Origin of the sequence: Synechococcus sp. WH 8101, from assembly GCF_004209775.1 — a bacterium.
Classification (GTDB): domain Bacteria; phylum Cyanobacteriota; class Cyanobacteriia; order PCC-6307; family Cyanobiaceae; genus Synechococcus_C.
This window is the reverse complement of sequence record NZ_CP035914.1, coordinates 1,456,884-1,483,367: the sequence shown is the minus strand read 5'-3', so window position 1 is coordinate 1,483,367 and position 26,484 is coordinate 1,456,884. Positions and strand designations below refer to the sequence as shown.

30 protein-coding genes are annotated in these 26,484 nt (G+C 64.0%); 15 read left to right on the top strand and 15 right to left on the bottom strand.

Annotation, left to right across the window (positions count from 1 at the left end; all coding sequences use genetic code 11):
• Positions 1–6: 6 nt before the first annotated feature.
• Both SynWH8101_RS07780 and ccsB read left to right on the top strand, forming a co-directional pair.
• Positions 7–1,161 carry an LptF/LptG family permease gene (locus SynWH8101_RS07780; RefSeq protein ID WP_130129278.1) on the top strand — a complete coding sequence of 385 codons (1,155 nt, stop codon included), beginning with the start codon at positions 7–9 and terminating at the stop codon, positions 1,159–1,161.
• A 22-nt stretch (positions 1,162–1,183) separates the two neighbouring features.
• Complete coding sequence (gene ccsB, locus SynWH8101_RS07775) at positions 1,184–2,167, top strand: c-type cytochrome biogenesis protein CcsB (RefSeq protein ID WP_130129277.1); 984 nt, start codon at positions 1,184–1,186, stop codon at positions 2,165–2,167.
• Between the two features lie 106 nt (positions 2,168–2,273).
• Here the strand turns inward: ccsB and rpe are convergent, their stop codons facing one another.
• Positions 2,274–2,957, bottom strand: coding sequence for a ribulose-phosphate 3-epimerase (gene rpe, locus SynWH8101_RS07770; RefSeq protein ID WP_130129276.1), 684 nt, complete (start codon positions 2,955–2,957; stop codon positions 2,274–2,276).
• Between the two features lie 189 nt (positions 2,958–3,146).
• Here rpe and glpX point away from each other — a divergent pair, with 189 nt between their 5' ends.
• The 8 genes from glpX (at position 3,147) to SynWH8101_RS07730 (ending at position 10,719) form a co-directional block, all read left to right on the top strand.
• Complete coding sequence (glpX, locus tag SynWH8101_RS07765; RefSeq protein ID WP_007102342.1) at positions 3,147–4,151, top strand: class II fructose-bisphosphatase; 1,005 nt, start codon at positions 3,147–3,149, stop codon at positions 4,149–4,151.
• Between the two features lie 34 nt (positions 4,152–4,185).
• Positions 4,186–5,502: a glutamyl-tRNA reductase gene (locus SynWH8101_RS07760; RefSeq protein WP_130129275.1), complete on the top strand. Its 1,317-nt coding sequence runs from the start codon at positions 4,186–4,188 to the stop codon at positions 5,500–5,502.
• 139 nt (positions 5,503–5,641) lie between these two features.
• Positions 5,642–6,937: a glucose-1-phosphate adenylyltransferase gene (locus SynWH8101_RS07755; protein WP_130129274.1), complete on the top strand. Its 1,296-nt coding sequence runs from the start codon at positions 5,642–5,644 to the stop codon at positions 6,935–6,937.
• A gap of 112 nt (positions 6,938–7,049) precedes the next feature.
• On the top strand, positions 7,050–8,468 hold the full coding sequence (gene gndA / locus SynWH8101_RS07750; RefSeq protein ID WP_130129273.1) for an NADP-dependent phosphogluconate dehydrogenase: 1,419 nt from the start codon (positions 7,050–7,052) through the stop codon (positions 8,466–8,468).
• A 10-nt stretch (positions 8,469–8,478) separates the two neighbouring features.
• Positions 8,479–9,195 (top strand): 6-phosphogluconolactonase, encoded by a 717-nt coding sequence (pgl, locus tag SynWH8101_RS07745; protein ID WP_130129272.1) that lies wholly within the window; start codon positions 8,479–8,481, stop codon positions 9,193–9,195.
• A gap of 25 nt (positions 9,196–9,220) precedes the next feature.
• The gene (locus SynWH8101_RS07740) at positions 9,221–9,790 is read left to right on the top strand and encodes a hypothetical protein (protein WP_130129271.1); all 570 of its coding nucleotides are present in this window, start codon (positions 9,221–9,223) and stop codon (positions 9,788–9,790) included.
• Between the two features lie 12 nt (positions 9,791–9,802).
• Positions 9,803–10,330 (top strand): CIA30 family protein, encoded by a 528-nt coding sequence (locus SynWH8101_RS07735; protein ID WP_130129270.1) that lies wholly within the window; start codon positions 9,803–9,805, stop codon positions 10,328–10,330.
• Positions 10,330–10,719, top strand: coding sequence for a hypothetical protein (locus tag SynWH8101_RS07730; protein ID WP_130129269.1), 390 nt, complete (start codon positions 10,330–10,332; stop codon positions 10,717–10,719). The genes SynWH8101_RS07735 and SynWH8101_RS07730 overlap by 1 nt, the downstream gene beginning before the upstream one ends.
• A 40-nt stretch (positions 10,720–10,759) precedes the next feature.
• Here the strand turns inward: SynWH8101_RS07730 and SynWH8101_RS07725 are convergent, their stop codons facing one another.
• From SynWH8101_RS07725 to SynWH8101_RS07710, 4 genes are read right to left on the bottom strand one after another with little or no spacing between them, the layout of a single operon-like run.
• A complete protein-coding gene (locus SynWH8101_RS07725) occupies positions 10,760–11,881 on the bottom strand; it encodes a transporter substrate-binding domain-containing protein (protein WP_130129268.1) in 1,122 nt (373 codons plus the stop codon).
• A 28-nt stretch (positions 11,882–11,909) separates the two neighbouring features.
• Entirely contained in the window at positions 11,910–13,580 is a 1,671-nt protein-coding gene (gene ilvD, locus SynWH8101_RS07720) for a dihydroxy-acid dehydratase (protein WP_130129267.1), read from the bottom strand.
• A 54-nt stretch (positions 13,581–13,634) separates the two neighbouring features.
• On the bottom strand, positions 13,635–13,925 hold the full coding sequence (locus SynWH8101_RS07715) for a hypothetical protein (RefSeq protein ID WP_130129266.1): 291 nt from the start codon (positions 13,923–13,925) through the stop codon (positions 13,635–13,637).
• Between the two features lie 24 nt (positions 13,926–13,949).
• On the bottom strand, positions 13,950–14,582 hold the full coding sequence (locus SynWH8101_RS07710; protein WP_130129265.1) for a uracil phosphoribosyltransferase: 633 nt from the start codon (positions 14,580–14,582) through the stop codon (positions 13,950–13,952).
• A gap of 69 nt (positions 14,583–14,651) precedes the next feature.
• Between SynWH8101_RS07710 and SynWH8101_RS07705 the strand changes: the two genes are divergently transcribed.
• Positions 14,652–15,188 carry a pentapeptide repeat-containing protein gene (locus tag SynWH8101_RS07705; protein ID WP_130129264.1) on the top strand — a complete coding sequence of 179 codons (537 nt, stop codon included), beginning with the start codon at positions 14,652–14,654 and terminating at the stop codon, positions 15,186–15,188.
• A complete protein-coding gene (cobW, locus tag SynWH8101_RS07700) occupies positions 15,188–16,303 on the top strand; it encodes a cobalamin biosynthesis protein CobW (protein WP_130129263.1) in 1,116 nt (371 codons plus the stop codon). Before SynWH8101_RS07705 ends, cobW begins: the two co-directional genes overlap by 1 nt.
• On the opposite strand, the gene SynWH8101_RS07695 is transcribed toward cobW, so the two are convergent.
• From SynWH8101_RS07695 to SynWH8101_RS07685, 3 genes are all read right to left on the bottom strand, one after another.
• A complete protein-coding gene (locus SynWH8101_RS07695) occupies positions 16,251–17,651 on the bottom strand; it encodes an MFS transporter (protein WP_254427915.1) in 1,401 nt (466 codons plus the stop codon). The two genes, cobW and SynWH8101_RS07695, sit on opposite strands and share 53 nt — an antisense overlap.
• A gap of 67 nt (positions 17,652–17,718) precedes the next feature.
• Entirely contained in the window at positions 17,719–18,267 is a 549-nt protein-coding gene (locus SynWH8101_RS07690) for a L,D-transpeptidase (RefSeq protein WP_130129262.1), read from the bottom strand.
• 97 nt (positions 18,268–18,364) lie between these two features.
• Complete coding sequence (locus SynWH8101_RS07685) at positions 18,365–18,745, bottom strand: hypothetical protein (protein ID WP_254427914.1); 381 nt, start codon at positions 18,743–18,745, stop codon at positions 18,365–18,367.
• A 92-nt stretch (positions 18,746–18,837) separates the two neighbouring features.
• Here SynWH8101_RS07685 and purS point away from each other — a divergent pair, with 92 nt between their 5' ends.
• Genes purS through SynWH8101_RS07670 form a run of 3 tightly spaced genes read left to right on the top strand, consistent with a single transcriptional unit; the run spans position 18,838 to position 20,744 of the window.
• Positions 18,838–19,092 (top strand): phosphoribosylformylglycinamidine synthase subunit PurS, encoded by a 255-nt coding sequence (gene purS, locus SynWH8101_RS07680; RefSeq protein ID WP_130129261.1) that lies wholly within the window; start codon positions 18,838–18,840, stop codon positions 19,090–19,092.
• Complete coding sequence (gene purQ, locus SynWH8101_RS07675; RefSeq protein WP_130129260.1) at positions 19,089–19,742, top strand: phosphoribosylformylglycinamidine synthase subunit PurQ; 654 nt, start codon at positions 19,089–19,091, stop codon at positions 19,740–19,742. Before purS ends, purQ begins: the two co-directional genes overlap by 4 nt.
• Before the next feature lie 24 nt (positions 19,743–19,766).
• The gene (locus tag SynWH8101_RS07670; protein WP_370587027.1) at positions 19,767–20,744 is read left to right on the top strand and encodes an LD-carboxypeptidase; all 978 of its coding nucleotides are present in this window, start codon (positions 19,767–19,769) and stop codon (positions 20,742–20,744) included.
• 74 nt (positions 20,745–20,818) lie between these two features.
• Here SynWH8101_RS07670 and fba read toward each other — a convergent pair whose 3' ends face one another.
• Genes fba through SynWH8101_RS07635 form a run of 7 tightly spaced genes read right to left on the bottom strand, consistent with a single transcriptional unit; the run spans position 20,819 to position 26,464 of the window.
• On the bottom strand, positions 20,819–21,892 hold the full coding sequence (gene fba / locus SynWH8101_RS07665; RefSeq protein ID WP_130129258.1) for a class II fructose-bisphosphate aldolase: 1,074 nt from the start codon (positions 21,890–21,892) through the stop codon (positions 20,819–20,821).
• Positions 21,893–21,940: 48 nt separating this feature from the next.
• Positions 21,941–23,083, bottom strand: a complete 1,143-nt coding sequence (locus SynWH8101_RS07660) for a Gfo/Idh/MocA family protein (protein ID WP_130129257.1) — start codon at positions 23,081–23,083, stop codon at positions 21,941–21,943.
• The gene (locus tag SynWH8101_RS07655) at positions 23,084–23,476 is read right to left on the bottom strand and encodes a hypothetical protein (protein ID WP_130129256.1); all 393 of its coding nucleotides are present in this window, start codon (positions 23,474–23,476) and stop codon (positions 23,084–23,086) included.
• The gene (accD, locus tag SynWH8101_RS07650) at positions 23,476–24,354 is read right to left on the bottom strand and encodes an acetyl-CoA carboxylase, carboxyltransferase subunit beta (protein WP_130129255.1); all 879 of its coding nucleotides are present in this window, start codon (positions 24,352–24,354) and stop codon (positions 23,476–23,478) included. The genes SynWH8101_RS07655 and accD overlap by 1 nt, the downstream gene beginning before the upstream one ends.
• 51 nt (positions 24,355–24,405) lie before the next feature.
• Positions 24,406–25,206 (bottom strand): A24 family peptidase, encoded by an 801-nt coding sequence (locus tag SynWH8101_RS07645; RefSeq protein ID WP_130129254.1) that lies wholly within the window; start codon positions 25,204–25,206, stop codon positions 24,406–24,408.
• 12 nt (positions 25,207–25,218) lie between these two features.
• A complete protein-coding gene (locus SynWH8101_RS07640; RefSeq protein ID WP_174719505.1) occupies positions 25,219–25,536 on the bottom strand; it encodes a hypothetical protein in 318 nt (105 codons plus the stop codon).
• 25 nt (positions 25,537–25,561) lie between these two features.
• Positions 25,562–26,464: a phosphoribulokinase gene (locus tag SynWH8101_RS07635; RefSeq protein ID WP_130129253.1), complete on the bottom strand. Its 903-nt coding sequence runs from the start codon at positions 26,462–26,464 to the stop codon at positions 25,562–25,564.
• Between the last annotated feature and the right edge of the window lie 20 nt (positions 26,465–26,484).

Below are 26,484 nucleotides of genomic sequence, written 5' to 3'. Positions count from 1 at the left end.
CAACGGATGATCGCCCGCGTTGGCAGCTGGTGCCGACGCATTCCTCTCCTGGATCGCTGGCTCCTCGGTGAGCTGATCGGGCCCCTTCTGTTTGCGATCGCGGCCTTCACCGTGGTGTCCCTCTCGGTGGGGGTGATGTTTGAGCTGGTCCGCCGGATTGTGGAATCGGGGTTGCCGGTGGGCATCGCGGTGCAGGTGTTGTTGCTGCGCCTGCCCAGCTTTCTGGTGATCTCCTTCCCGATGGCCACCTTGATGGCCACCCTGCTGGCCTACAGCCGCCTGTCGGCGAACAGTGAACTAACGGCCTTGCGCAGCGTCGGCATCAGTGCCAGACGGATGATTGCGCCGGCCCTGGCCCTCGCGCTGGTGATGACCGGCCTCACCTTCGTCTTCAATGACGTGATCGTGCCCCGCACCAGCCTTTCGGCGGAGATCACGCTGCAGCGGGCGCTGGGTCGCTCCGTGTCAACCGAGAAAGGAAGCAACATCATTTATTCCCGCTTCGGGCGCCTGGTGGCCGGTGATGGCGAATCGGAGACCGGGCTGGCCCAGTTGTTCTATGCCAAAAAGTTCAACGAGGGGGTCATGAGTGGCGTCACGGTGCTCGATTTCTCCCGCCTCGGCTTCACCCAGATGTTGGTGGCCGATGAGGCGCGCTGGAACGAGCGTGAGAGCAAATGGGAGTTTCTCGATGGCCAGATCCTCACCCTGTCTCCCTCCGGCAGCGTGACGTCGGCCGATTTTGATCGCTATCTCTATCCGCTCAGTGCCGCACCGATCCGGATTGCCAAGTTGCCGAAGGATGCCAACAACATGACGGTGGCCGAGGCGATCGAAGCCGAACGCATGCTCGATGAAGCCGGCGATCGCAAGGAAGCGCGGCGGATGCGCGTGCGCATTCAGGAGAAGTTCACCCTGCCGATGGCCTGTCTGGTTTTCGGTCTGATCGGCAGCAGCCTCGGGGCGAAGCCGAATGGCCGCACCAGTCGCAGCCAGGGCTTCGGCATCAGTGTGGTGCTGATTCTGGTGTACTACGTGCTGAGCTTCAGTTTCAGTTCCCTTGGCGTCAAAGGCACCCTGCCCCCGGTGGTGGCTGCCTGGGCGCCGGTGTTGATCTCCCTCGCCGGGGGTGGCGTGCTGCTTCGGCAGGCCAGCCGTTGAATCCGAACGTCAGAATCGGCCGATGATCCCCTCCCCAGCTCTCGTGTTCTCCGCGTTGACGCCCTTCCTGGACACCGCCCTGTCCGAGCCTGTGCTGCTGCTGGGGTTGATCGCGTTCGCGTTGTTGTTGCTCGCGCTTCCCTGGGCCTTCTGGGCCCTCTCCACCGGGGAGAGTTCCAGTTCCGTGCGCACCCTGGTGGCGCTGGCGAACCTGGCCTTCACCGCCCAGCTGGTGTTGCGCTGGTGGCAGTCGGGTCACTTCCCGATCAGCAATCTCTACGAATCCCTCTGCTTCCTCGCCTGGGCCTGCACCCTCACCCAGCTGCTGGTGGAGAGGGCCTGGGCCTCGCCCCTGGTGGCGGCTGCCGCTACGCCGATGGGTCTGGGCTGCATTGCCTTCGCCAGTTTTGCCCTGCCCGATCGTCTGCAGGAGGCATCGCCCTTGGTGCCGGCCCTGAGATCGAGCTGGTTGGTCATGCATGTGAGCGTGATCATGGTCAGTTACGCCGCCCTGTTGGTGGGCTCCCTGCTGTCCATTGCTGTACTCGTCACCGATCGGGGCAATGCCCTGGAATTGCGCAGCAGTTCGATCGGAAGCGGTGGCTTTCGTCGTGCGGCTCTGACCGGACCCAGCCTGGAGCCTGAGTCCACCGCATCCTGGCAGCTCTCGCCGGTGCAGTTTTCCCGAGCCGAGCAGCTCGACAGCCTCAGCTATCGCACGATCACCGTGGGCTTCCTTCTCCTCACCGTGGGCATCATCAGTGGTGCCGTGTGGGCCAATGAAGCCTGGGGGAGTTGGTGGAGCTGGGATCCGAAGGAAACCTGGGCCCTGATCTGCTGGCTGGTCTATGCCGCCTATCTGCACACGCGCCTCAGTCGCGGCTGGCAGGGCCGGCGGCCTGCCCTGGTGGCCTCTGCCGGACTGGTGGTGATTGTGGTCTGCTACATCGGCGTGAACCTGCTGGGGATCGGCCTGCACAGCTATGGCTGGTTTTTCGAGGGTTGAGCATCGCCATCGCCATCTGCATCGCCATGCATTCAACCGTCGCTCCCACGCCATGAAAAAGCCCCGCGTAGTGGCGGGGCTGTGCAATGGGTATGGCCGTTCTTGATCAAACGAGAACGCCTTCCGGGCGCTTGCTGTTGCGGATGCCCTCAATGGCGGCGGCGTAGTCGGGCTGATTAAACACGCCGGATCCACTCACAATCGCATTGGCCCCTGCCTCGATTACTTTCCAGGCGTTGGCTCCTTTGACGCCACCATCCACTTCTATCCAGGGATCGAGACCTTTGGCCTCGCACATGCGACGCAGGTCGCGGATTTTCTGCACCTGGTTCTCGATGAAGCTCTGACCACCGAAGCCGGGGTTCACGCTCATGATCAGCACCAGATCGCAGAGCTCAAGGCAGTACTCCAGGGTGTCGAGCGGGGTGCTGGGGTTGAGCACAGCACCTGCCTGTTTGCCCAGATCCTTGATCTGCGCCAGGTTGCGGTGCAGATGCGGGCAGGCTTCGACCTGCACCGAGATGATGTCGGCTCCCGCTTTCGCGAAATCGGGCACGTACTTCTCGGGCTCCACGATCATCAGGTGCACATCCAGAGGTTTCTGGGTCACCGGGCGGAGGGCTTCAACGATCAAGGGGCCGATGGTGATGTTCGGCACGAAGCGACCATCCATCACGTCAACGTGGATCCAGTCGGCACCGGCCTGATCCACCGCTTTCACCTCCTCGCCGAGGCGGGCGAAATCGGCCGAGAGGATCGACGGGGAGATCACCAGGGGCTTGGTGCTCATGAAGGGTCCACGGGAGTGCGCGGCGATTGTAGGAAGCGCTGAAGCCACTGATACAGTGAGCCGCGCTTAAGAGCTGGAAAGCCCTGCGGCATCGCGCCCCTGGCCCAGGCCTGCCGATGCTCTCGGCGAGTCCCAGACCGGTCCGCACCGCTCTCCGTTCGCTGCAACCGTCCCCAACGCCGCACACCCGTGGATCGCACTCTCATCCAGGAAATACTCGAGGTCGTGGAGCAGGCGGCCATCGCCTCTGCTCGCCTCACCGGTCTCGGCAAGAAGGATGAAGCCGATGCCGCTGCTGTTGAGGCCATGCGTCAGCGCATGGGCCAGATCCAGATGCAGGGCCGGATCGTGATCGGGGAAGGCGAGCGTGACGAAGCGCCGATGCTCTACATCGGTGAAGAAGTGGGTAGCGGAACGGGCCCCGGCGTCGACTTCGCCGTCGACCCCTGTGAAGGCACCAACCTCTGCGCTAACAACCAGCGCGGTTCGATGGCCGTGCTTGCGGCTTCCGATCGCGGTGGTCTGTTCAATGCACCCGACTTCTACATGAAGAAGTTGGCCGCTCCTCCGGCTGCCAAGGGCAAGGTGGACATCCGCAAGTCGGCCACCGAAAATATCAAGATCCTCAGCGAGTGCCTCGGCCTGGCGGTGAGCGAGCTCACGATCGTGGTGATGGATCGGGCCCGCCACAAGGATCTGATCGCTGAAATCCGCGCCACCGGCGCCCGCGTGCAGCCCATTTCCGATGGTGATGTGCAAGCGGCCATCGCCTGTGGCTTCGCTGGCACCGGCACCCACTGCCTGATGGGGATCGGCGCCGCTCCCGAAGGGGTGATTTCCGCCGCTGCCATGCGCGCCCTCGGTGGTCACTTCCAGGGCCAGCTCGTCTATGACCCCGCTGTCGCTCAAACCAAGGAATGGGCCGATCTCACCAAGGAGGGCAACCTGGCTCGCCTGGCCGAGATGGGAATCAGCGACCCTGACAAGATCTATGAAGCTGAGGAGCTTGCCTCCGGTGAGCACGTCGTGTTCGCCGGCAGCGGGATCACCGACGGCCTCCTGTTCCACGGCGTTAAGTTCGAAAAGGACTGCACCCGCACCAGCAGCCTGGTGATCAGCAATCTCGACAACACCTGCCGCTTCACCAACACGGTGCACATCAAGGACGGCGCCCAGAGCATCGCTCTGAGCTGATCACCGTTTCGTCTGGATTCGAGGGATTCACTCCATGCATATTGCCGTCGTCGGCCTCAGTCATCGCACGGCACCCGTTGAAGTCCGGGAGAAGCTCAGTATCCCGGAGCAGACGATGGAGTCCTCGCTCCAGACCCTGCGCGACCATGAGCAGGTGCTCGAGGCATCGATCCTCAGCACCTGCAACCGGCTTGAGATTTACACCCTGGTGCGGCATCCCGAGCTGGGCATGTCCGCCGTGCGTGAGTTCCTCAGCGGTCATTCCGGTCTTCCCACCGATGACCTCACCCCCCATCTCTTCACGTATCACCATCAAGACGCAGTCGCCCACCTGTTGAGGGTCTCTGCCGGGCTCGACAGTCTGGTGCTCGGCGAAGGCCAGATCCTGTCCCAGGTGAAGAAGATGATGCGCCTGGGCCAGGAGCACAAATCGATCGGCCCGATCCTCAACCGTCTCCTCACCCAGGCGGTCAGCACCGGCAAGCGGGTGCGAAGTGAAACGAACCTCGGCACCGGTGCGGTATCGATCAGCTCGGCGGCGGTGGAGCTGGCCCAGTTGAAGCTCGGTCAGGCCCGCGGCCTCGATCAGTTGGTCACCCTGGAGTCTGAGCAGGTGGCCGTGGTGGGTGCCGGCCGCATGAGCCGTTTGCTGTTGCAACATCTGCAGGCCAAGGGGTGTTCCGGCGTGGTGCTGCTCAACCGCACCCGTGAACGGGCCCAGATGCTCGCCGCCGACTTCCCCGGGCTGCCGGTGCAGTGCCGCACCCTGGAGGAGCTGGACCATTGCTTGAGCACCTGTTCCCTGGTGTTCACGAGCACGGCGGCCGATGATCCGATCATCGATGCCGCTCGCCTGCTACGGCTGAACCGCCGCAGCTCCCTGCGTCTGATCGACATCGGCGTGCCCCGCAACATCGCTTCGGATGTCGCTGGCATCGCCGGCGTTGAGGCCTTCGATGTGGACGACCTCCAGGAAGTGGTGGCGCGCAATCAGGAAGCGCGCCAGCAGGTGGCTCGTGAAGCCCAGGGACTACTGGATGAGGAGGGGCGCCTGTTCCTGGAGTGGTGGGACAGCCTGGAGGCGGTTCCCACGATCAACCGCTTGCGTTCAGCTCTCGAGCAGATCCGCTCGGATGAACTGCAGAAAGCGCTCAGTCGCATGGGGCCCGACTTCTCGGCCAGGGAGCGCAAGGTGGTGGAAGCCCTCAGCAAGGGCATCATCAATAAAATCCTGCACACGCCCGTGACTCAGTTGCGCAGTCCCCAGCCCCGTCAGGATCGTCAGCAAGCCCTGCGGGTTGTGGAGCGGATCTTCGAGCTGGAGCTCGATCCAGCCTCCGCCGATGCCTGAGGCCTTGCCTTTCCGTCCGGTCACCGCTGCAGTCCAGACCTGATTCCCAGCATTCTTGGCCGATCTTCACCGGATGGCGGTTGGAACGGCGCAATGTCCGGTAAGTTTGCACGCGCAACGCCGATCTGAAGGGGGCGGCATGAAGCGCGTTCTGGCCATCATTCTGGGGGGGGGAGCAGGAACCCGCCTCTACCCGCTCACCAAGATGAGGGCCAAGCCGGCGGTCCCACTGGCTGGAAAATATCGATTGATCGATATTCCGATCAGCAACTGCATCAACTCCAACATCACCAAGATGTATGTGTTGACGCAGTTCAACAGTGCATCGCTGAACCGACATCTCTCCCAGACCTACGACCTCAGCGCAGGTTTCGGTCAGGGGTTCGTGGAAGTGTTGGCGGCTCAACAAACACCTGAAAGCCCATCCTGGTTTGAGGGCACCGCCGATGCGGTGCGTAAGTATCAATGGCTGTTTCAGGAATGGGATGTTGATGAATATCTAATCCTCTCCGGGGACCAGCTCTACCGGATGGACTACAGCCTCTTTGTAGAGCATCACCGTCAGTCGGGAGCTGATCTCACCGTAGCCGCTCTTCCGGTTGACCCCCAGCAGGCGGAGGCGTTCGGCCTGATGCGCACCGATGCCCATGGCACCATTCAGGAGTTCCGGGAGAAGCCCAAGGGAAACTCCCTCAAAGAGATGGCCGTAGACACCTCCCGCTTCGGCTTGTCACCGGAATCGGCTGAGCAGAAGCCCTATCTGGCGTCGATGGGCATTTATGTGTTCAGCCGTAAGGCGCTGATCGATCTCCTTAACGATCATCCCCAACATAAGGATTTCGGCAAGGAGGTCATTCCTGAGGCCCTGGCGGGTGGCATGACGCTCAAGAGTTATGTGTTTGATGATTACTGGGAAGATATCGGAACGATCGGAGCTTTTTACGAGGCCAACCTGGCCCTGACCCAGCAACCTTCACCGCCCTTCAGCTTCTACGACGAAGACTTTCCGATTTACACCCGGCCCCGTTATCTACCACCCAGCAAACTCGTGGATGCCCAGATCACGGAGTCGATCATCGGCGAGGGCACCATGCTCAAGTCGTGCAGCATTCACCATTGCGTGCTGGGTGTGCGCAGCCGGGTGGAAAACGATGTGGTGCTTCAAGATTCGCTGCTGATGGGGGCTGATTTCTTCGAATCCTCCACCGAGCGCGCCGTTCTCAGGGAGCGTGGTGGCATTCCGGTGGGTGTGGGTCAGGGCACCACGGTGAAACGCGCCATCCTCGACAAGAACACCCGGATCGGCTCCAACGTCACCATCGTCAACAAAGACCACGTGGAAGAAGCCGACCGGCCTGAGCTGGGTTTCTACATCCGCAACGGCATCGTTGTGGTGGTGAAGAATGCCTCCATCCCCGATGGCACGGTGATCTGATCGCGCCAGCGGGATCGCCACCGATCCCCTCCTTCTGTCAGAGGTTGTGCAGGTTGCAGCCGAATCGCTCCGTCGTGGTCACACTGACCCCAGTGAATGACTTCACGGATCCATGTCCAAGGCGCACTTCGGTCTGATCGGTCTCGGCGTGATGGGCGAGAATCTCGTCCTCAACGCTGAACGCAACGGTTTCTCCAGCGTCGTTTACAACCGCACCTACGCCAAGACGGAGGAGTTCCTCGCCGGGCGCGGGGCCGGCCGCAACATCCAGGGCGCCACGGACCTTCAGGATTTCGTCAACAAGCTGGAGCGTCCCCGCCGGATCCTGATGATGGTGAAAGCCGGTGGCCCGGTCGACGCTGTGATTCAGCAGATCTCCCCTTACCTGGAGGAAGGCGATCTACTGATCGATGGTGGCAACTCGGAGTACCACGACACCGAGCGACGGGTGGCTGAGTTGGAGAGCAAAAGCTTTGGCTTCATCGGCATGGGCGTGTCCGGTGGTGCCAAGGGTGCTCTGGAAGGTCCGAGCATGATGCCCGGCGGCACCAAGGCCTCTTACGACGCGATTGAGAGTCTGGTGTGCAAGATGGCGGCCCAGGTGGAAGACGGGCCCTGCGTCACTTATATCGGCCCCGGGGGGTCGGGCCATTTCGTCAAGACCGTGCACAACGGCATTGAGTACGGCATCGAGCAGATCCTGGCGGAGGGCTACGACCTGATGAAGCGGGTCGGTGGCCTGAGCGGCAGCGCGATGGCAGATGTGTTTGCCCACTGGAACAGCACCGAGGAATTGTCTTCGTATCTGGTGGAGATCACGGAAGTGTGTCTGCGCACCAAGGATCCCGATGACGGCAGCGACTTGGTGGAGAAGATCCAGGACAAGGCCGGCCAGAAGGGGACCGGTCTCTGGACCGTCGTGAGTGCCCTCCAGATGGGGGCTTCCGTGCCCACCATCTATGCCGCATTGAACGGTCGGGTGATGAGCTCGATGAAGGATCAGCGCATCAAGGCCGAAACCCTTCTCAAGGGGCCGGCAATGAAGCCCTTTGACATGGGCAGCCCCGCCGACGGCATGGCGCCGTTGATGGATGCGATGGTGCTGGCCTGCATGGCCAGTTACGCCCAGGGGATGGAGCTGCTACGCATCGCCTCCGCCGAGCACAACTACAACCTGCATATGCCGTCGATCGCCCAGATCTGGAAGGGCGGCTGCATCATTCGCGCCCGTCTGCTCAAGCGCATTCAGGATGCTTTCAACGCTGATCCCCAGCTTCCCAATCTGCTGATTGACCCCTGGTTTGCCGATCAGGTGAACCGTCGCTTACCCGGCCTGGCCAGGATCGTGGCTGGCGCCGCTGAGGCCGGGATTCCCGTGCCCTGCCTGAGCAGCACGCTGGATTACATCAACAGCTACCGCACCTCGCGCTTGCCCCAGAACCTGGTGCAGGCCATGCGCGATTGCTTCGGCTCCCACACCTACGAGCGGGTCGACAAAGACGGTGTGTTCCACACCGAGTGGCTGAACTGAGGTTCGTCGGATGACCTCTTATCGCATCGAGCGGGCCAAGGATCCCCAGGATCTGGCCCGCCGCGCCGCAGAGCACATCGCCACGGCAATTGATCTGGCTCTCGATCAGCGAGACCGAGCCCAGATCGCCCTCTCCGGAGGCACCACACCGGCCAGGGCCTACGAGGTTCTCGGCCATGAGCACCTGCCTTGGGATCGGGTGGATGTGCTGCTTGGCGACGAACGTTGGGTTGCCGCTGATGATGCCTCCAGCAACGCCCGGATGCTGCGCAACACGCTTCTGAAGCCGGGGCAGCCGGGTGCACGTGCTTGTTTTCACCCCGTACCCACGGTGGAGCTGGCGTCGGCTGAGGCCAGTGCCGAAGCCTTCGCGGACCTTGTGTCGCGCCTGTGCAGTGGTGCACCGCCTGTGTTTGATCTGATGCTGCTCGGTCTGGGCGATGACGGTCACACTGCCTCGCTGTTCCCGGGCACGGAGGCCCCGTTGGTGCGCGATCGCTGGACCACGATCGGTCGCGGCAAGGGGCTGGATCGGATCACCCTCACCGCTCCCGTGCTCAGCGCCGCCCGCCAGGTGGTGTTCCTTGTGAGCGGTGAAGGCAAGCGTCAGGCCCTCAGTCGATTGCTCGATCCCGCCGAGTCCCCTGTGCGCACCCCGGCTCGCCTGGTGCAACCGGCTGCCGAAGTGATCATCCTTGCCGATGAGGCGGCCTTGGGGACCCCTTAAGCTCGGGCCGTTTTTCCTTCCTCCCATGTTGCATCGCCTCGCTGCCACCGCTGGCGCTCTCTCCCTCTCCGCTCTCGCTTTTGGTGCGCCGATGGCTGAGGCCAAGAGCCAGACGATCTTTGCCTTCCAGTGCCTCAAAGCGGGCAAGAACTATGTGGTGGGTCTCGGTCCCATGCCCCGCCCCGCTGATGGTGTGGCGATCAACCCCAGCACGATCGCACCGTTGGCCGGTTCCGGCTCCTACCCCGTGGCCCTGGTGAACGCTCCCCAGGGAGGCGTTTCGGTGAAGAAGCGCTGCTCCTCCATCGCCACTCGCCTCACCAACCTGGCCCTCGCCACCAAGACGGCGACTCCCGCTGGGATCGTGGCGCTCAGTGACTACTTCGTGGCCGGCAAGATCGCCAAGCAGCCCGTGATCGCCATCGGCCAGCTCAGCCTCGGCGATGTGCTCGGCACCCTGCCCAGCAACGTCAATCCCAACGCTGCGCTCAACGTGATTAACGCGCGCATCCGGGCGATTTCCGTTGGTAACGCCGTTGCCGAGGCCCTGAAGAACAACGATCTGGTGGTGTTCGAAGCCGTCGTGGTCGACTGAGGATTGGCCTCCTTGTCTGTTCGACTTGCGGATTGGACCTGCCTCAATGACACGATCATGGGCGGGTCCAGCAGGGCAGGCTGCCGCTTCAGCTCCGAGGGCCTCTGGCTCGAGGGTGACGTGGTGGCCGAGGGTGGCGGCTTTGTGAGCTGCCGCTCTCCGGTGTTCCGGCCGCCGTTGGATTGGTCCGCTGCCCAGGGGTTGCGGATCGTGGTGGATGGAGGTGGTCGCACCCTCAAGCTGGCTGTCGCTTGTCGCGATGGTGTTTTGGGCCTCACCGATCTGATCCCGGGAGGGCTGCGTTGGGTGGCTTCGCTGCCGACCGAGGCTGAGGGAACCACCACCACGGTGATTCCCTTGGCTGATCTCAAGCCTGTGGTCCGGGCCAAGCCCGTGACCCTGCCGGTGCGTTTTGATGCCTCGGGAGTGACCCGGCTCCAGTTGCTCCATTCCCGTTTTGCCGAGGATGGCCGTGAGAACACCGGCTTCCGCGCTGGCCCGATTCAGCTGCTCGTGCGCGCGATTGAACCGGTGGTTTGATGGATTTGCAGGTGCTGATTGCCGCGGCGGCGGATGTGTGCCTCAAACCGCAGCGGCATGCGGTCGTGCCTGTGGTTGGGGAGTCAAACGTGAATGGTGCGGTGGATCTGACCGCAGACGACGCCCACCTGCGGATTGAAAGCAGGGACCCTGGCGGCGACCGACGCCCTGAGCTGGATCTGGAGCTGGAGATCTATCGCAGTGGCGCTGATCTGCACCTGATGCTCAGTTGGTGGCAGCAGGATGAGCGGCCGTTGCTCTGGCAGGGATCCCATCCGGTGTGGATGGATGGCAGCAGTGGCCAACGGTGTGAGCGCCCTCGCGATGGGGCGCCACTGGAAGCACTGGCGCGGCGGCTGCGGGCGTTGCTGTGCGGTTCTGATCTCTGACCGTTTGCCGGCTGAGAGGATCGCCGCTGCGGCGAGACGGTCACGGTTCGGAGGTGCTGTTCACCGACTCGAGAAGCGCCTGTTGGAGCCGATGGCGGCTAATTCCTTGGTTGATCTGCCGCTGGGTCGCCTGGGGGAGGCGGGGATTGAAGCCAAAACTCTGACTGAAACTGAAGTAGGCCTTGCGGGCTTCGTTCACAGTGAGCATCTGCTGCCATGGCCGTTGGCTGGTGAGCGCCATCGCCTCCTGGCTATCGACCACACCGAAGCGAACCTCATCCCGGGCCACCGCCTGCGCCAGGGCCGTGAGGTTGCTGTAGCGACGCAGGTGCTTGAACTGCGTTCCCGTGCTGAGCTCCGCAGCCCGGAGGATTTCCTCAGCGGCATGGTTCTGGATCACACCGATCCGGTCGTTTGCTGAGACCACGCGTGCCGTGCGGCTTGGGAGCTGAAAGCGCGGACCGGCCTCATCTTTGTTGATCAGCCAAGTGGTGAGACTGGCGGTGACGAATGCGGCGATCACCAGGCGAATCAGGCCAAAACTGGTCCAGATCAAAATGGATGCAGATCGGCTGCCCAGGGAATGGATGCCTGAGCCGATGATCAAGCTTCCGGTGTTCTGCAGCAGCTGCCGGAGCAATTGCGGCCAGGTTGGTGGGGGGCTGACCGCTTGATGGTTCCGTTCGGCAACCTGCAGCAGCACGGCCGTGAGGCAGGAGAGGCCCACCAGAAGCATCAAGCTACCGATCAGCACCTGATTGGAGACGACAGCCAAGGTCACCTGCAGGGGGGTGACCGATCGCTTCTGGATCAAGCGCAGGCTGTCTTCCCGGATGGGCAGGGATAAGTCGATCCGGGCGGCACGTCCTGGCGTATTGGTCAGACACGTCGCGAGCACATCCAGCGCATTGGTTTCGAGACCCTGCAGTCCTGCCTCCAGCGAGTCGAGCGGAACCAGGAGTTGGTCTCGATCGAGATGATCGGCGATCGAGCCCCAGGTGTCGTAAGCCCAGCCGCGATATCCACCGCTGCTGCTGCCTTCACTGCAGGGGGGCTGATCGATCGGGACCCCCACCCGCAGGGGCATGGCCCTGGCGGAGATGGGGGCGAGCAAAACCACCAAGGCTGCGAGCTGCAGCAGCGGTGTTCTGAGGGGAGCCATGGCTGAGCGGGTTCCGGCGGACAGTCCGTCAGGGTTGATCGGTGACCGCTCCCACACTGCTGGAGCTCACCAGTCGGGCGTATTTACCGAGGATGCCGGTGCGATACCGGGGTGCGGGTTGGGTCCAGGCGGCCCGGCGTTGGGCCAGCTCGGTTGCATCCACGTTGAGTTGAATCAGCAGCTGGTTCGCATCCACGGTGATGCTGTCGCCTTCCTGCACCAGGCCGATCGTGCCGCCCACCGCGGCCTCTGGAGCCACATGGCCGATCACCAGGCCATAGGAGCCGCCTGAGAAGCGGCCATCGGTGATCAGAGCCACCTTGTCGAGCAGCCCCTGGCCCACGATCGCCGAGGTGGGGCTGAGCATCTCCCGCATCCCCGGGCCTCCCACCGGCCCCTCATTGCGCACCACCACCACATCGCCGGGGTTGATCTGCTTGTCGAGAATGGCGGCCAGGCAGGTTTCCTCGCTTTCAAACACGCGGGCTGGGCCGGTGATCACCGGGTTTTTGACGCCGCTGATCTTGGCCACCGCGCCTTCCTCGGCCAGGTTGCCTTTGAGAATCGCCAGATGCCCCTTGGCATAGAGCGGATGGCTCAGGGGGCGAATCACGTCCTGGCCGGCGGGGGGGACCGACGGCACAGCGGCGAGCACCTCGCGGAGGGTCTTGCCTTCGATCGTGCGGCAGTCGCCGTGGAGCAGGCCGGCATCGAGGAGCAGTTTCATCACCTGGGGGATGCCACCGGCCTGGTGCAGATCCACCGTCACGAAGCGGCCGCTGGGTTTGAGATCACAGATCACGGGCACTCGCTGCCGAATCCGCTCGAAATCGTCGATGCTCAGTTCCACGCCCGCGGTGCGGGCGATCGCCAGCAGGTGCAGCACGGAATTGGTGGAGCCACCCACCGCCATGATCACGCTGATGGCGTTTTCAAACGCTTCACGGGTGAGTAGATCGAGGGGACGGATGTTTTGTTGGATCGCCTCCACCAGCACCTCGGCGGAGCGCGCCGCGCTCTCGGCCTTTTCGGCATCTTCCGCCGCCATGGTGGAGCTGTAGGGCAGGCTCAGCCCCATCGTTTCGATTGCGGCACTCATGGTGTTGGCGGTGAACATGCCGCCGCAGCTCCCCGCGCCCGGACAGGCGTTCTTTTCGATCGCTGTGAGCTGTTCTTCGTCGATCTTGCCGCTGGTGATCTGACCCACCGCCTCAAACGCACTCACCACCGTGAGGTCGCAGCCACCGAGCTTGCCCGGCTTGATGGTGCCGCCATACACAAAGATCGCCGGAATGTTCATCCGGGCCATGGCGATCATCGCCCCGGGCATGTTCTTGTCGCAGCCGCCCACGGCCAGCACACCATCCATGCTCTGGCCATTGCAGGCCGTTTCAATCGCATCGGCGATCACCTCACGGCTCACGAGGGAATATTTCATCCCCTCGGTGCCCATGGAGATCCCATCACTGACCGTGATCGTGCCGAAGGTCTGGGGCATGCCACCGGCCAATCGGGCCGCTTCCTCAGCGCGCCGGGCGAGGTCGTTCAGCCCCACATTGCAGGGCGTGATCGTGCTGTACCCGTTGGCGATCCCAATGATCGGCTTGCCGAAATCGGAATCCCCGAAGCCAACGGCGCGGAGCATGGCTCGGTTGGGTGAACGCTGGATCCCCTGCGTGACGGCGTCGGAGCGGAGCATCGATGGCAGCCGGAGCCCGGTGATTGACTGACGCCAACCTACCGAGCGCAGCCCTCAGTTCCTGGCGCCCAGATCTTCGAGCTGACGGCGCACATCGGCGATGGCGGCGTTGAGTTGCTCCACCCGTTGCTCAAGCTGGGCCTGGTTGTTCCGACGCCGGCTGGGATCGCTGGCTTCGCTCCCGTCTTGGAGGCGCGAGGCGTAGAGCATGTTGCGTTGCCGCTGGCCGCGCTGGCGTCGGTCCGCCTCGGAAAGAAGCCACCAGGCGAGCCCGGCAGCTCCGAGAACGGCACCACTCACCAGGGTGATCAGGGTGCCGCTGGCCGTGTCCCGCTGCTGGGCCATGGGGTGTGTCGCAGTGCACCCAGATTAGGTCGATCCGGCCGAGTGGCTCGCCGATCGAATCTGCTGGCGCTGCACTGGATCGCCGATGCCCGGCGTGATGCGTCCCTCAGCGTCGAGTGCCTCATCGATGCAGGCCGTGTGAATCGTGAGCTCGGGCATGCGCTCACCGATCCGTTTCAAGCCGGGGCTCGCCGCGACAGCCGTGATCACCCGGAGGCGCCGGGCATCCTCGACGCCTCGGGCCTGAAGCTGCTCCAACAGGGCCAACAGGGTGCTGCCGTCGGCGATTTGATCGAGAAACAGCACCAGGCCCGCCTGCGCTTCTACCTGGTCGGGGATGCCCGAGAGGCACAGATCCGCATTGGGAAGAACCTGACGGGCCCCTTGCCAAAGGGACAAGCCCCCCGGGAGCACGGGGATCGCCAACAGGGGGACGCCCGTTTCAATGACCCGTCCCTCCGTCGTCGCCACCGGGGTGGTGACCGTTTCGGCGCGGTGGGGCAGCCAGTCGCGCACCGCTTCATAGGTGAGCCAGCGGCCCATCTCCTCCATGCCGGTGCCATAGAGAGCCGCCGGTGTGTCGCCATGCCTGAGCACGGTCAGCCAGTGGGCGATCAGGGGATGGGGGGGAACCACCACCCGCAGAGTGTTGGCCATGACGCGTGGGGCGGCGGAGGACTGCCATAACGTGACGAATCAAATTACGTCAGGTCGTCTGACGACCAAATGACGCTTCCTCTGCCGCGCATGCGTGTTTTCCGCCGCTTTACCACCCTGGCGATCAGCTTGGCTGCCTGCGTTCTTGCAATCGGGCTCTGGCTCCCCGCTGCACCGGCCCTGGCCATCACGGCTCCCGAATTGCGCGGGCAACGGGCTGTTCAGGAGATCGTTCCCGACATGCACGGGATGGATCTCAAGGAAAAGGAGTTTCTGAAGGCGGATCTGCAAGGGGTTGATCTGTCGGGGAGTGATCTTCGCGGGGCTGTGATCAACACCTCCTCTCTGCAGGGTGCCGATCTCCAGGGTGCTGATCTTTCGGATGTGGTGGCCTTTGCCAGTCGTTTTGATGGTGCCGATCTGCGCAATGCCGTGTTCACCAACGCCATGCTGATGCAGAGCCGCTTCGGCGATGCCCAGATTGAAGGTGCTGATTTCACGGATGCCGTGATTGATCTGCCACAGCTGAAGGCCCTCTGTGCCCGCGCCGCTGGAGAGAACAGCCGCACTGGTGTGATCACCCGCGACAGTCTGGGTTGCCGCTGATGGCCAGGCTTCCCGTCACCGTGATCACCGGCTTCCTAGGGGCCGGCAAAACCACCCTGCTGCGCCATCTGCTCGCCCAAAGCGGTCAGCGCCTGGCGGTGATGGTCAATGAATTCGGCACTGTGGGGCTGGATGGGGATCTCATCCGCAGTTGCGGCTTCTGCCCGGAGGATGAGCTCGATGGGCGACTGGTGGAGTTGAACAACGGTTGCCTCTGCTGCACGGTTCAGGACGACTTCTTGCCCACGATGAACACCCTGCTGGAGCGTGCTGACCGCCTCGATGGGATCGTCGTTGAAACGAGTGGGTTGGCGCTTCCCCGTCCGCTGCTTCAGGCCTTGGCCTGGCCGGAGGTGCGCTCCCGGGTGGTGGTGAACGGTGTGGTCACGGTGGTGGATGGGGAGGCCCTGGTTGCCGGGAGTCCGGTGGGTGATCCGAAAGCCCTGGAGCAGCAGCGCCTAGAGGATCCCAGCCTCGATCACCTCAGCTCGATCGACGAGCTGTTTGAGGATCAGTTGCAGGCGGCCGATCAGGTGTTAATCAGTCGTGCCGACCGGCTGGATTCTTCGGCTTTGGCCGCACTCCAGGCCCAGTTGCAAGAGCGGGTGCGTCCTGGCACGGGCCTGTTGGCGATGGAGCGGGGGCAGGTGGATCCAAGGATTGTGTTGGGCCTCAACACGGCCTCGGCCGCCGAGCCCACGCCAACGGGCGATCATCACGACAGCCATCACCAGGACAGCCATCACCACGACGGCCATCACGATCACGACCATCACGACCACAGCCATGTGGAGGTGGTTGGCGGCAGTGTGCGCCTTGAGGTGCCACTGACGCGGCAGCAACTGGAGCACAGCCTGCCTGCCTTTGTGCAGGCGCATCGGGTGATTCGCCTGAAAGGGCGCATGTGGCTGGAAGGCAAAAGCCTGCCCCTCCAGCTCCAAATGGTGGGCCCCAGGCTCGACAGCTGGTTTGAAGCCGCACCCGAGCAGGCCTGGCGTCCGGCCACTGGTGTGGGTGTGGATCTGGTGCTGATCGGATTCGATCCGGCGGCAGCGGATCAGCTCAGCGCCCAGCTGCTGGCTTTGTCGCCAACAACCGGTTCCAGTCCCGCATGACCCAGAGGCTGGCGACTACCAGCAGCGCGGGGATCAGCCCCATGCACAGACGGATCATCACCAGGGCGCTTGCGGGTTGGTTGTCGTTGAGGGCGGGGTTGTAGCCGCTCCAGCTCAACAGCAGCCCGAGGGCGAACACCGACAGGGCACTGCCGAGTTTCTGAATCTGCACCATGAAGGCCGTGATCAGGCCAGCCGGATGCTCCGTTTCCGCATCCACTGCATCGGGGAGAAAAGCCCAGGGCAGCAGATAGGCGGTGGCGGCACTGATGCCAAGCCCCACCAGGCTGACCAGCAAGAGGGCCAGGTCGGTGCGATTGGCCGGCGCCAGAGGAGTCTGCCCCTGGGGCAGAGCGGGCAGCAGCATGGTGATCAGACACAGGATCACCCAGGCGGATCCCCCGATCTGCAGTGCGAGCAAGCGACTGCGCTGCGCTGCCACCTGATTCCAGATCCAGATCCCCACCATCGCACTGATCTGGAAGGGAATCAGCAGGGAGGTGCTCCAGCTGTGGGGCAGGTGCAGGCCATCGGAGAGAAAGATGATCGCCACGGGCTGCATCAGCTGCAGAGCGCCCCACACCAGGAGATAGAGCGACACCACCCGCAGGAAGAATCCGTTGTGGCTCAGGCTGCGTAACTGGGGCAGCAGCGGGCGATGCTCCTGGCTCGGACGCTGACATCGGGCCGCTGCCGGAGCCAGTCCGAAGGCACTGAGCAGGCTGCCCACAATCAGAATCGCTCCCGCGGCCAGGCCGATGCTCCAGTACCCCGCAGCGCCCTTGTGGCTCAGGGCGGCGCCCAGAAGCAGGCCCACCAGGGAGGCCAACACGGACCCGGTGAAGCGGGCGCTGTTGAGCCTCGTGCGCAGATTCACGTCGGTGCTGAGCTCGGTGGCCAGGGCCGAATAGGGCAGATTCACACCGGAATAGGAGGCCTGAAACAGGCTGGCGATCAACACAAACCAGAGGAAGCGCCAGGGATCCGGGAATGGTGGAACCCACCACATCAGGGCCATCGAAATCCCCAGGGGCAGGGCGCTGGCCAGCATCCAGGGGATGCGGGGCCCCATCCGGCTGCGGGTGCGGTCTCCGAGCCAGCCGATCAGCTGATCGCTGAACACATCCCAGAGACGCACCACCATGAGCACCGTGCCAGCCAGCCAGGGGGGCAGGCCGGCAACGGCTGTGTAAAACACGAAGAGGTAGAACCCCACGAGCGCCGCTGCCATGCCAGTGCCCGCATCGCCGATCCCGTAGGCCAGGAGCACCCGCCGCCGCAGCGGTGCTGGAGCCGCCGCCACATCAAGGGGCGCTGTCAGCAATGGCAGGGTTGGAATTGGGCTCAAACGTCGCTCCTTTCAGCTGCGTGGCCTCAGTGGCCGATCGGTGGCCCCAGAGGCGGATGAGGAAACCTCAGTGGCGCACTACGAGCTGACGGGTGCCGCTGCGTTGAATCAGCGCAGACAGTTCCAGCAGGTCCTTGCGGTGAATGAGGCCGATGCAGCCGAGGGTACCGCTGTTGCCATTCAGACCGGCGCTGGGATCCTGATGGATGCCGAGCACGCGTCGACCGGTGGGGAAGGTGGGCTCAATGCTGATCCAGACCGGACCCAGCTCCGGATAGGCGCCGTCGGCGAGGGGCTCCACGGCGCCGAGGGTGTAATGGCCCCGGGGGAGGGGGGCCCGGCTGCCCATCTGGTCCCGGTTGGCCTGTTGGCGATTGGCACGGCCGCTGAGGGCCGGGTAATGGCGTGGCGGTTGGCCGGGGATCTCAAGGCGCAGATCCCAGATCGGATCGCCGGTGGGCTGGAGGGAGCGATCGGTGCGCTCCAACACCAGCACCGATTCCTGGCGCTCCTGAAGCAGGGCCAGCCACTGCTCCGGGCTGGTGTCGGCCCTGGCGACACCGGAGCTCAGCCCAACGGTCAGCAGCAGGGCAGTGGTGAGCCGGGATAGCGGCATCGGCAGCGCGCAAACGGATGCCGAAACTACGGATTGTTTTTAACGCTCACGAGAGAAAAAGCCAGTTCCCGGTTTGGCTTTCGCTTGCACCTCGCCCTCAATCCAGGGGCAGGTCTCCCCGGGCGCAGACCCCGTCCCAGCAAAGGGTGCGCTCGGCGATCCAGCGGGCCTGCACCGATTGCCAGCTCGGATCACGCGACCCTTTCATGCGCATCCGGCCGCTGCCGTCATGACGGAAGCGGATGCGTTGATGGGCCAGATCCAGCCACCACTCCTCCCCCAGCTTCACCACCCCCATTCGGCAGGTCTGCCAGCGACCACCGTTCTCGCGGCATTCCAGCTCAAGCACCAGTTCCGGGGGCCCGGCGGCCTGGCTTGTCGGCGCGACCGCGAGTGCCAGGCCCAGGGCGCCCACGGCGATCCAGCGCCCTCCACGCAGGCGAGCTAACGGCATCCGTTGGGCAGGAGCGAGAGCCAAGGCGCTGATGGCGGCCTGCCTTCAACGTGCCCAGAGCGCTCCGGCAGCGGTGCCCCGGCCTGTCAAGATTTAACAATCCCCGCCCGGAGTCCGTGCCGCGTTTTCAAGCCCGCGTCTTGGTGAACCTGCGTCCCTCCGTGCTCGATCCGGCTGGAGAGGCCACCCGTGCCGCAGCGGTCCGCCTCGGAGTCGACGGGGTGAGCAAGCTGCGAATCGGCAAAGCGGTGGAGCTGGAGCTGGAGGCGCCCGATGAGCAGGAGGCCCGGCGGCGACTGGAGCTGCTCAGCGATCGGCTGTTGGCCAATCCCGTGATCGAAAACTGGAGCCTGGAGCTGCAGCAGTCATGAGCATCGGGGTGGTCATTTTTCCCGGCTCCAACTGTGACCGGGACGTGCGTTGGGCCACTGAGGGCTGCCTCGGCTTGCCCACCCGTTTCCTCTGGCATGAGGACCAAGACCTGAGCGGCTTGGATGCGGTGGTGTTGCCGGGCGGATTCAGCTACGGCGATTACCTGCGTTGCGGTGCCATTGCCCGCTTTGCTCCCGTGCTTCAGGCTCTGGTCGACTTCGCCGCCAAAGGCGGGCGGGTGCTGGGCATCTGCAATGGGTTTCAGGTGCTGACGGAGCTGGGCCTGCTGCCCGGTGCTCTGACCCGCAACCAGAACCTCCATTTCATTTGTGAAGACGCTGCGCTGTCTGTGGCCAGCTCTCGCACGCCCTGGTTGCGGGATCAGAGCGTCGGCAGTGAAATCGTGCTGCCCATCGCCCACGGTGAGGGGCGCTATCAGTGCAGCGAGGACACGCTCAAGCAGCTGCAGGACGACGATGCCATTGCTCTGCGCTACTGCAACAATCCCAACGGCTCGATCGCGGATATCGCCGGGATCACCAATGCCAGCGGCACTGTGCTCGGCTTGATGCCCCACCCGGAACGTGCCTGCGATCCCCAGATCGGCGGAGTCGATGGTCAGGGCCTCCTGCGCGCTCTGATCGCCTGATATCGGGGGGCTCGGGCGATGACGATGCGGCGTCGCACGTTTCTGAGCAGCACCGTTCTGAGCAGCAGTGCTTGGGCCCTGCTCGGTTCGGCGCTTCCCGCTTGGGTGCGGGGTCGCTCCTTGCCGTCACCGCTACCCCCACCCTCACCGCTGCGTCCTGGGTCGCGCTTGCGAGCGCTCAATCTGGGCACCTGGATCGCCCCCGACACCGACTTCACGCCGTTGCAGAACCGCTGCGCGGCGCAGGGTTGGCACCTGGAGATTCCGGTATCGGTGCGGCGTCAATGGCAGTGGTTCGCCGGTACGGATGCCCAGCGTTGTGCAGCCCTGGAGGAGGCCTGGCGCGATCCAAGCCTTGATGGCCTGATCGTGGTGGGGGCCGGTTGGGGTGGTGCTCGGGTTCTTGAAGCTGGCTTCCAGTTTCCTCGTCGTTCCCTCTGGACCCTGGGCTTTTCCGACACCAGCTCTCTTTTGCTGGCGCAGTGGGCCGCAGGCTCCCGCGGCGCGATTCATGGCTCCAGCGGTGGCAGCGAAGCCCAGTGGCAACGAACGGTGGAGTTGCTGAGCGGCCGCGAGGTGGCGCCACTCACGGGTCGGGCTGTTCGGCCCGGTCGGGCCACCGGTCCCCTGGTCGTGACCAACCTCACGGTGGCGACCCATCTGATCGGCACACCGTGGTGGCCTTCACTCGAGGGGGCGATTCTTGTGCTGGAGGATGTGGGGGAAGCGCCCTATCGGGTCGATCGCATGCTGACCCAATGGCGCAGCGCCGGGGTGTTGCGGGGTGTCGCCGGGATCGGCACCGGCCGCTTCAGCTGGGCGGAAGATGACATCCTCCCCGGCGATTTCTCGATGGCGGCGATCCTCGAGGAGCGCCTGGGCGATTTGGGAGTTCCGCTGGTGATGGATCTGCCGGTGGGTCACGGCCAGCCGAACCTGGCCTTACCACTGGGCCAGATGGCGCTCCTGGATGGCCGCAGCGGGTCCCTGGCACTGCGCTGAAGGTCCGTTCTGATTCCATCAAAAAGGGGGGGCATAGCCCCCCCCCAACTGTTCTGGATCGATCCGTGCGGTGATCAGGCGGCCACAGCGGTTTTGGGATCGAGCTGGCCTTTGGCGTAGAGATCGGCGTAGTAGTTGATGCTCTGCTGCTTGATCTTGCTGGCCTGGCCGGCGCACCAGAACTGCTGGTAACGATCGAGGCAGACCTGCTTCATGTACTTGCGGGCCGGCTTGTTGAAGTGACGGGGATCAAAATTGGCGGGATCGGCGAAGGCCGCCTCACGCACAGCGGCGGTGAAGGCAAGGCGATTGTCGGTGTCGATGTTCACCTTGCGCACACCGTTGCGGATGCCCTCCTGGATCTCTTCGACGGGGACGCCGTAGGTCTCGGGGATCTGACCGCCGAACTTGTTGATCATGTCGAGCCACTCCTGAGGCACGGAGGAAGAGCCGTGCATCACCAGGTGGGTGTTGGGGATGGCTTTGTGGATCTCAGCGATGCGGCTGATCGCCAGCACTTCACCGGTGGGTTTGCGGGTGAACTTGTAGGCGCCATGGCTGGTGCCGATGGCGATCGCCAGGGCATCCACCTTGGTCTTGGCAACGAAATCAGCAGCCTCGGCCGGATCGGTGAGGAGCATGTCCTTCGACAGTTCGCCTTCGAAACCGTGGCCGTCCTCGGCTTCACCCTTGCCGGTTTCCAGGGAACCGAGGCAACCCAGTTCGCCCTCGACGCTCACACCCACAGAATGGGCGAAATCCACCACTTCCTTGGTGACCGCCACGTTGTAGTCGTAGCTGGCCGGGGTCTTGGCATCGGCTTCCAGAGAACCATCCATCATCACGGAGGTGAAACCGTTGATGGCAGCGGAGTAGCAGGTGGAAGGGGCGTTGCCATGGTCCTGGTGCATCACCACCGGGATGTTCGGATAGGTCTCGGTGGCGGCCAGGATCAAGTGGCGCAGGAAGATCTCACCGGCGTAGCTGCGGGCGCCGCGGGAGGCCTGCAGGATCACGGGGCTGTCGGTTTCGGCAGCGGCTTCCATGATCGCCTGCACCTGCTCCAGGTTGTTCACGTTGAACGCAGGAATGCCGTAGCCGTTCTCAGCGGCATGGTCGAGCAGAAGCCGAAGCGGAACGAGCGCCATGGTGAAATCCTCGGTGGTGGTACGTCGTGGGGACGAATGCGGGCGAATCTACCGGATCTCATTCGACCGATTCCGTGTTGTTCCGGGCTTGTCCCAAGGCGTCAGTCTGCAGCGGTCACAGGCCTGCTGGCTGCGTAGCCCTTCGCTCAGCCCCGGCAGCATGGGGCGGCCGGAGCGGATGCTGTCGATCCACCACTGCTGGATGCGCGCCACGGGAGCCACCCGCCCGTCGCTCCAGGTGGTGGCGAAGCGCAGATCTGCATCCGCCTGAAGGCTGCGGGGCGCCTCCCCGTTCTGGGCCAGCCAGAGTCCGAACCCGTGCACATAATCCTTTTGATTGTCGCTGCCCAGCACCAGGCTTCCTTCGGAGCCATAGATCTCCAGCCAACAGCCGCGCCCGTTGCGCGCCACAGACGCGAGGCTCACCTGGGCGGGCACAGGCCCAGTGCCTCCATGGCTGAGCAGGCGGGCCTGGATCAGGGCCACATCCTCCGCATCAACCGCGGCCTGGCCGCCACCGGGCAGGGGGCGTGCCGCGATGGCCGTGTGCTGCAACGCCTGGAGTTGATCGATCTCCCCCACCAACCAGGCGAGCATGTCGAAGGCATGGGTGCCCAGGGCGCCGATGACACCGCCCCCCTGCTCGGCTGACGAATACCAGGTCCAGGGCCGTTCGGGGTTGGCGCGGCTGCTCATCAGCCAATCCAGTTTCACCAGCCAGGGGGTGCCAATCGCCCCCGCCGCCAGGAGGCGTTCCGCCTGCATGAACAGCGGCACGGCCCGATATTCAAAATCCACCGCCACGCTGCAGCCCTGCCGGATCGCGAGTCGCTGCAGATCGGCCACCTGGTCAGCCTCGAGGGCGACCGGTTTTTCCAGCAGCAGGTGTTTGCCCGCCTCAAGGGCGCGGCGAGCGAGATCGAACCGTGCCTGCGGTGGGGTGGCGATCACGATGGCCTCAACGGCCGGATCGGCCAGGAGGGCATCCCAGTGGTGGTACCCCTTCAGCCCATGCTGGGCGCAGGCCTGATCGAGCCGTTCGGCGCGGGGATGCCAGAGCGCCACAGGCTGGGCATCGGTCAGGCTGTGCAGTGCTGGGAGATGCACAGCTTCGCCGAAGCCGAGGCCAGCGATGGCGACGCCGATCTGCGCTGGGACGTTTGAGGGAGAATTCGAGGCAGAGAGAGGCATTCAGGCCGGAGCAGAGCTGCAGACCGCCTCGATCACGTTGCTGATCAGGGCGTCATCGCCGGCAGCTTCCCACTGGGCACCCCAGCGCGGCAATCCATTCACCTGTTTGTCGCGATACAGCTTCTGGCCGCAGTCAATCTGCATCACCACCAGGGTCCCCAGGCTGGGGGTGTCGGGATCGGTCTCTGCGGTGTAGCGGCTCAACACCGAGAGGTTGCCGTCTCGATCGCGGCGCAGGCTGCCCGCATCCCACCACTGGCGGCCTTCGCTCGTGGCGGGAACCTCACGCCAGTCGACGGGGCCTGCCCAGACCGGTCCGCTCCAGCACCAGCTCAGCAGAAGAACCACGCCGCAGAGCAGAACCCCTCGACACCACTGGCGCAGGCGCCCCATCAACCCACGGCCTCCAGCGGACGGCTGCCGTGCAGCCGCAGCAGTCGGGCCAGGGTGGAGCGCAGCTGGGTGCGGGGCACGATCGTGTCGACGAATCCGTGCTCCTGCAGATACTCAGCAGTCTGGAAATTGTCGGGCAGTTTCTCCCTCAGGGTCTGTTCGATCACGCGCCGTCCGGCGAAGCCGATCAAGGCTTTCGGTTCGGCAAGGATCAGGTCTCCGAGCATGGCGAAGCTGGCGGTCACACCTCCGGTGGTGGGGTGGGTGAGCAGGGGCATGTAGAGCAGGCCCGCGTCGCGATGGCGCTCCAGCGCCCCGGAGATCTTCGCCATCTGCATCAAGCTCAGCATCCCCTCCTGCATGCGCGCCCCCCCTGAGGCGCACACGATCAGTAGTGGCAGGCGCTCCTCGGTGGCCCGTTCCACCAGGCGGGTGATCTTCTCTCCCACCACCGAGCCCATCGAGCCGCCCATGAAGCGGAAATCCATCACCGCCAGGGCCATGCGATGGTGCTCGACACGGCAGAGCCCGGTCACCACGGCGTCTTTCAGGCCTGTTTTCGCCTGCATCTCCCGCAGGCGTTCGGCGTAGGCGCGACGATCCTTGAATCCCAGGGGATCGGTGGGTTCCAGGTCGGTGTCAAGAGGAACGAAACTGCCGGGATCGACGATCACGGCGATCCGCTCACTGCTGTCGATGCGGTGGTGATGACCGCAGTTGCTACACACGCTGGCATTGGCCAGCAGATCTTTGCGATACACCACCTGAGAGCATTCCGGGCATTTGCTCCAGAGGCCATCGCCCTCTTCCGGTTCCTGGGCCACCTTGTTCACCGATTGACCCTTGCGGCGATCAGCAAACCAGTCGAACAGTGACACGTCATCGCTCCTGCTGGGCCCTATTTAAGACCCATCGCATCGCAGCAACGCTCAGCTCGCCCCGATCAGTCGCATCCAGCTCTGCCACCACCACAGGGGCCCGGTGAGCCACACCAACCAGATGCCAAGAGCGATGAACGGACCAAAGGGAAACGGTTGCCGGGGGCCGAGGCGCCCGCTGATCCGGCCCAGGAGGCCGAGGATCGCGCCGCTGCACACCGCCAGGGCCATGGCGGCGGTGATTCCGGCCAGGCCGAGCCAGGCACCCCCGAGGGCGGCGAGTTTGGCATCCCCGAGCCCGAGGGCCGGTTGCCCGAGAAGTCGCTCCGCCAGAGCGCTCAGTCCCTCCATTACCAGCAGTGCGGCCGCCGCCGCCAGCAGGTGATCGAGCCAGCGTTCCGGCGTTGTGAGGGCAACTGTGGCCACCAACCCCAGGATCACGCCGCTGCGGCAGAGCGGTTCGGGTAACCAGAGATGGTCGCAGTCGATCAGGCTCAGGGTGAGGAGCAGGCTGACCAGCACGAGGCCGGCGATCAGATGGAGGGCTGATCCGTGGGCCCATGCCGCCGTGAGCCAGAGCCCGCCACAGAGCACTTCGGTGGCGGGGTAACGCGCAGGGATCGGCCAGGCGCAGTCGCGGCAGCGGCCCCTCAGCAGCAGCCATCCGAGCAGCGGGATGTTGTCGTGCCAGCGCACGGCGTGGCCGCAGTTGGGGCAATGGCTACCGGGCCAGATCAGCGATTCGCGGCGGGGAAGCCGCCAGACCACCACATTGAGAAAACTGCCCACGCAGGCCCCGAAAAGGATCAGCACCGGGGCGAGGGGCGGCATCAGGGCAAGGAAGGCGGCCATGGGGGGGAGGCTTCAGCGCCCACCGGAGCGCCGGGCGCGATTGCGCAGCAGTGCTGTGGAGAGGAATTCCTCATCCGGCAGCAGGGTTGGCGGCTCAAACACCACCCGGCCTTCACCGCTCCGCTGGCAGACGACCACACCACTGGGTTCCTGGCTTCGCGTTGCTTCGCTGAGATAACGGAAATAGATCTGTCTAGCGAGGGCAATCAGCGCTTGGCTGTTGACCCGATCCCATCGCGGCGTTGAACCGATGGGGGCACCGGCTCCACTGATCAGAAAGGATGGCGGCGAAATGGAAATGGGCCCACCTGATTGCTCAGATGGACCCACGATAGAGCTCCTGCCTGGAAATGAATCAGGCCAGCTTCTGCTTCTCTTCGATCATTCGATGAATGATCGGAGTGAGGATCAGCTCCATGGCGAAGCCCATCTTGCCGCCGTTCACCACGATGCTGGTGGGGCTGGACATGAAGGAATCGTGGATCATGCTCAGCAGGTAAGGGAAGTCGATTCCCCACTTCTCCCGGGCTCCCTTGCGGAAGTGAATGATCACAAAGCTTTCATCCGGCGTCGGGATGTTCCGGCAGATGAAGGGATTCGAGGTGTCCACGGTGGGGACACGCTGGAAGTTGATGTCCGTGCGGCTGAACTGCGGGCAGATGTGATTGATGTAGTCGGGCATGCGGCGCAGGATCGTGTCAACGATCGCTTCCGCCGAATAACCACGCTCGGCGTTATCACGGTGGATCTTCTGGATCCATTCCAGGTTTGTGATCGGCACCACACCCACCAGAAGATCGGCGAGGGCAGCCACGTCGTAGCCATCACCCTGCACACCGCCGTGCAGGCCTTCGTAGAAGAGCAGGTCGGTGCCGGCGGGAATGTTTTCCCAGGGGGTGAACTGACCGGGGGCCAGATCGGTACCCAGGCGAGCGTTGTGCTCAGCCGCTTCCTCGGGGCTGTGCAGGTAGTAGCGCTTCTGACCACCACCGCTCTCGCCGTAAATGCGGAACAGCTCTTCGAGCTTGTCGAAGAGATTGGCCTCCGGCCCGAAGTGGGAGAAGTTTTCGCCCTTCGCCATGGCCTCCGCCATGGCTTCCTTCATCGCTGTGCGCTCGAAGCGGTGGTAGCTATCACCTTCCACCACGGCCGGGGTGATGTTCTCCCTGGCGAAGATGTGTTCAAAGGCCCTTTTGACAGTGCTGGTTCCGGCACCGGAGGACCCTGTAACGGCGACAACGGGGTGACGCTTCGACATCGACGCAGGCTGAGCAGGCT

Coding starts and splice junctions, on each gene's coding strand:
- SynWH8101_RS07760 (WP_130129275.1), top strand. CDS start 4,186: ATGCATATTGCCGTCGTCGGCCTCAGTCATCGCACGGCACCCGTTGAA.
- purQ (WP_130129260.1), top strand. CDS start 19,089: ATGAGCATCGGGGTGGTCATTTTTCCCGGCTCCAACTGTGACCGGGAC.
- SynWH8101_RS07670 (WP_370587027.1), top strand. CDS start 19,767: ATGCGGCGTCGCACGTTTCTGAGCAGCACCGTTCTGAGCAGCAGTGCT.
- SynWH8101_RS07655 (WP_130129256.1), bottom strand. CDS start 23,476: ATGGGGCGCCTGCGCCAGTGGTGTCGAGGGGTTCTGCTCTGCGGCGTG.
- cobW (WP_130129263.1), top strand. CDS start 15,188: ATGGCCAGGCTTCCCGTCACCGTGATCACCGGCTTCCTAGGGGCCGGC.
- SynWH8101_RS07755 (WP_130129274.1), top strand. CDS start 5,642: ATGAAGCGCGTTCTGGCCATCATTCTGGGGGGGGGAGCAGGAACCCGC.
- ccsB (WP_130129277.1), top strand. CDS start 1,184: ATGATCCCCTCCCCAGCTCTCGTGTTCTCCGCGTTGACGCCCTTCCTG.
- gndA (WP_130129273.1), top strand. CDS start 7,050: ATGTCCAAGGCGCACTTCGGTCTGATCGGTCTCGGCGTGATGGGCGAG.
- ilvD (WP_130129267.1), bottom strand. CDS start 13,580: ATGCTCCGCTCCGACGCCGTCACGCAGGGGATCCAGCGTTCACCCAAC.
- SynWH8101_RS07710 (WP_130129265.1), bottom strand. CDS start 14,582: ATGGCCAACACTCTGCGGGTGGTGGTTCCCCCCCATCCCCTGATCGCC.
- SynWH8101_RS07635 (WP_130129253.1), bottom strand. CDS start 26,464: ATGTCGAAGCGTCACCCCGTTGTCGCCGTTACAGGGTCCTCCGGTGCC.
- fba (WP_130129258.1), bottom strand. CDS start 21,892: ATGGCGCTCGTTCCGCTTCGGCTTCTGCTCGACCATGCCGCTGAGAAC.
- SynWH8101_RS07725 (WP_130129268.1), bottom strand. CDS start 11,881: ATGGCTCCCCTCAGAACACCGCTGCTGCAGCTCGCAGCCTTGGTGGTT.
- SynWH8101_RS07705 (WP_130129264.1), top strand. CDS start 14,652: ATGACGCTTCCTCTGCCGCGCATGCGTGTTTTCCGCCGCTTTACCACC.
- rpe (WP_130129276.1), bottom strand. CDS start 2,957: ATGAGCACCAAGCCCCTGGTGATCTCCCCGTCGATCCTCTCGGCCGAT.
- SynWH8101_RS07645 (WP_130129254.1), bottom strand. CDS start 25,206: ATGGCCGCCTTCCTTGCCCTGATGCCGCCCCTCGCCCCGGTGCTGATC.
- SynWH8101_RS07660 (WP_130129257.1), bottom strand. CDS start 23,083: ATGCCTCTCTCTGCCTCGAATTCTCCCTCAAACGTCCCAGCGCAGATC.
- SynWH8101_RS07780 (WP_130129278.1), top strand. CDS start 7: ATGATCGCCCGCGTTGGCAGCTGGTGCCGACGCATTCCTCTCCTGGAT.
- SynWH8101_RS07740 (WP_130129271.1), top strand. CDS start 9,221: ATGTTGCATCGCCTCGCTGCCACCGCTGGCGCTCTCTCCCTCTCCGCT.
- pgl (WP_130129272.1), top strand. CDS start 8,479: ATGACCTCTTATCGCATCGAGCGGGCCAAGGATCCCCAGGATCTGGCC.
- SynWH8101_RS07730 (WP_130129269.1), top strand. CDS start 10,330: ATGGATTTGCAGGTGCTGATTGCCGCGGCGGCGGATGTGTGCCTCAAA.
- SynWH8101_RS07715 (WP_130129266.1), bottom strand. CDS start 13,925: ATGGCCCAGCAGCGGGACACGGCCAGCGGCACCCTGATCACCCTGGTG.
- SynWH8101_RS07690 (WP_130129262.1), bottom strand. CDS start 18,267: ATGCCGCTATCCCGGCTCACCACTGCCCTGCTGCTGACCGTTGGGCTG.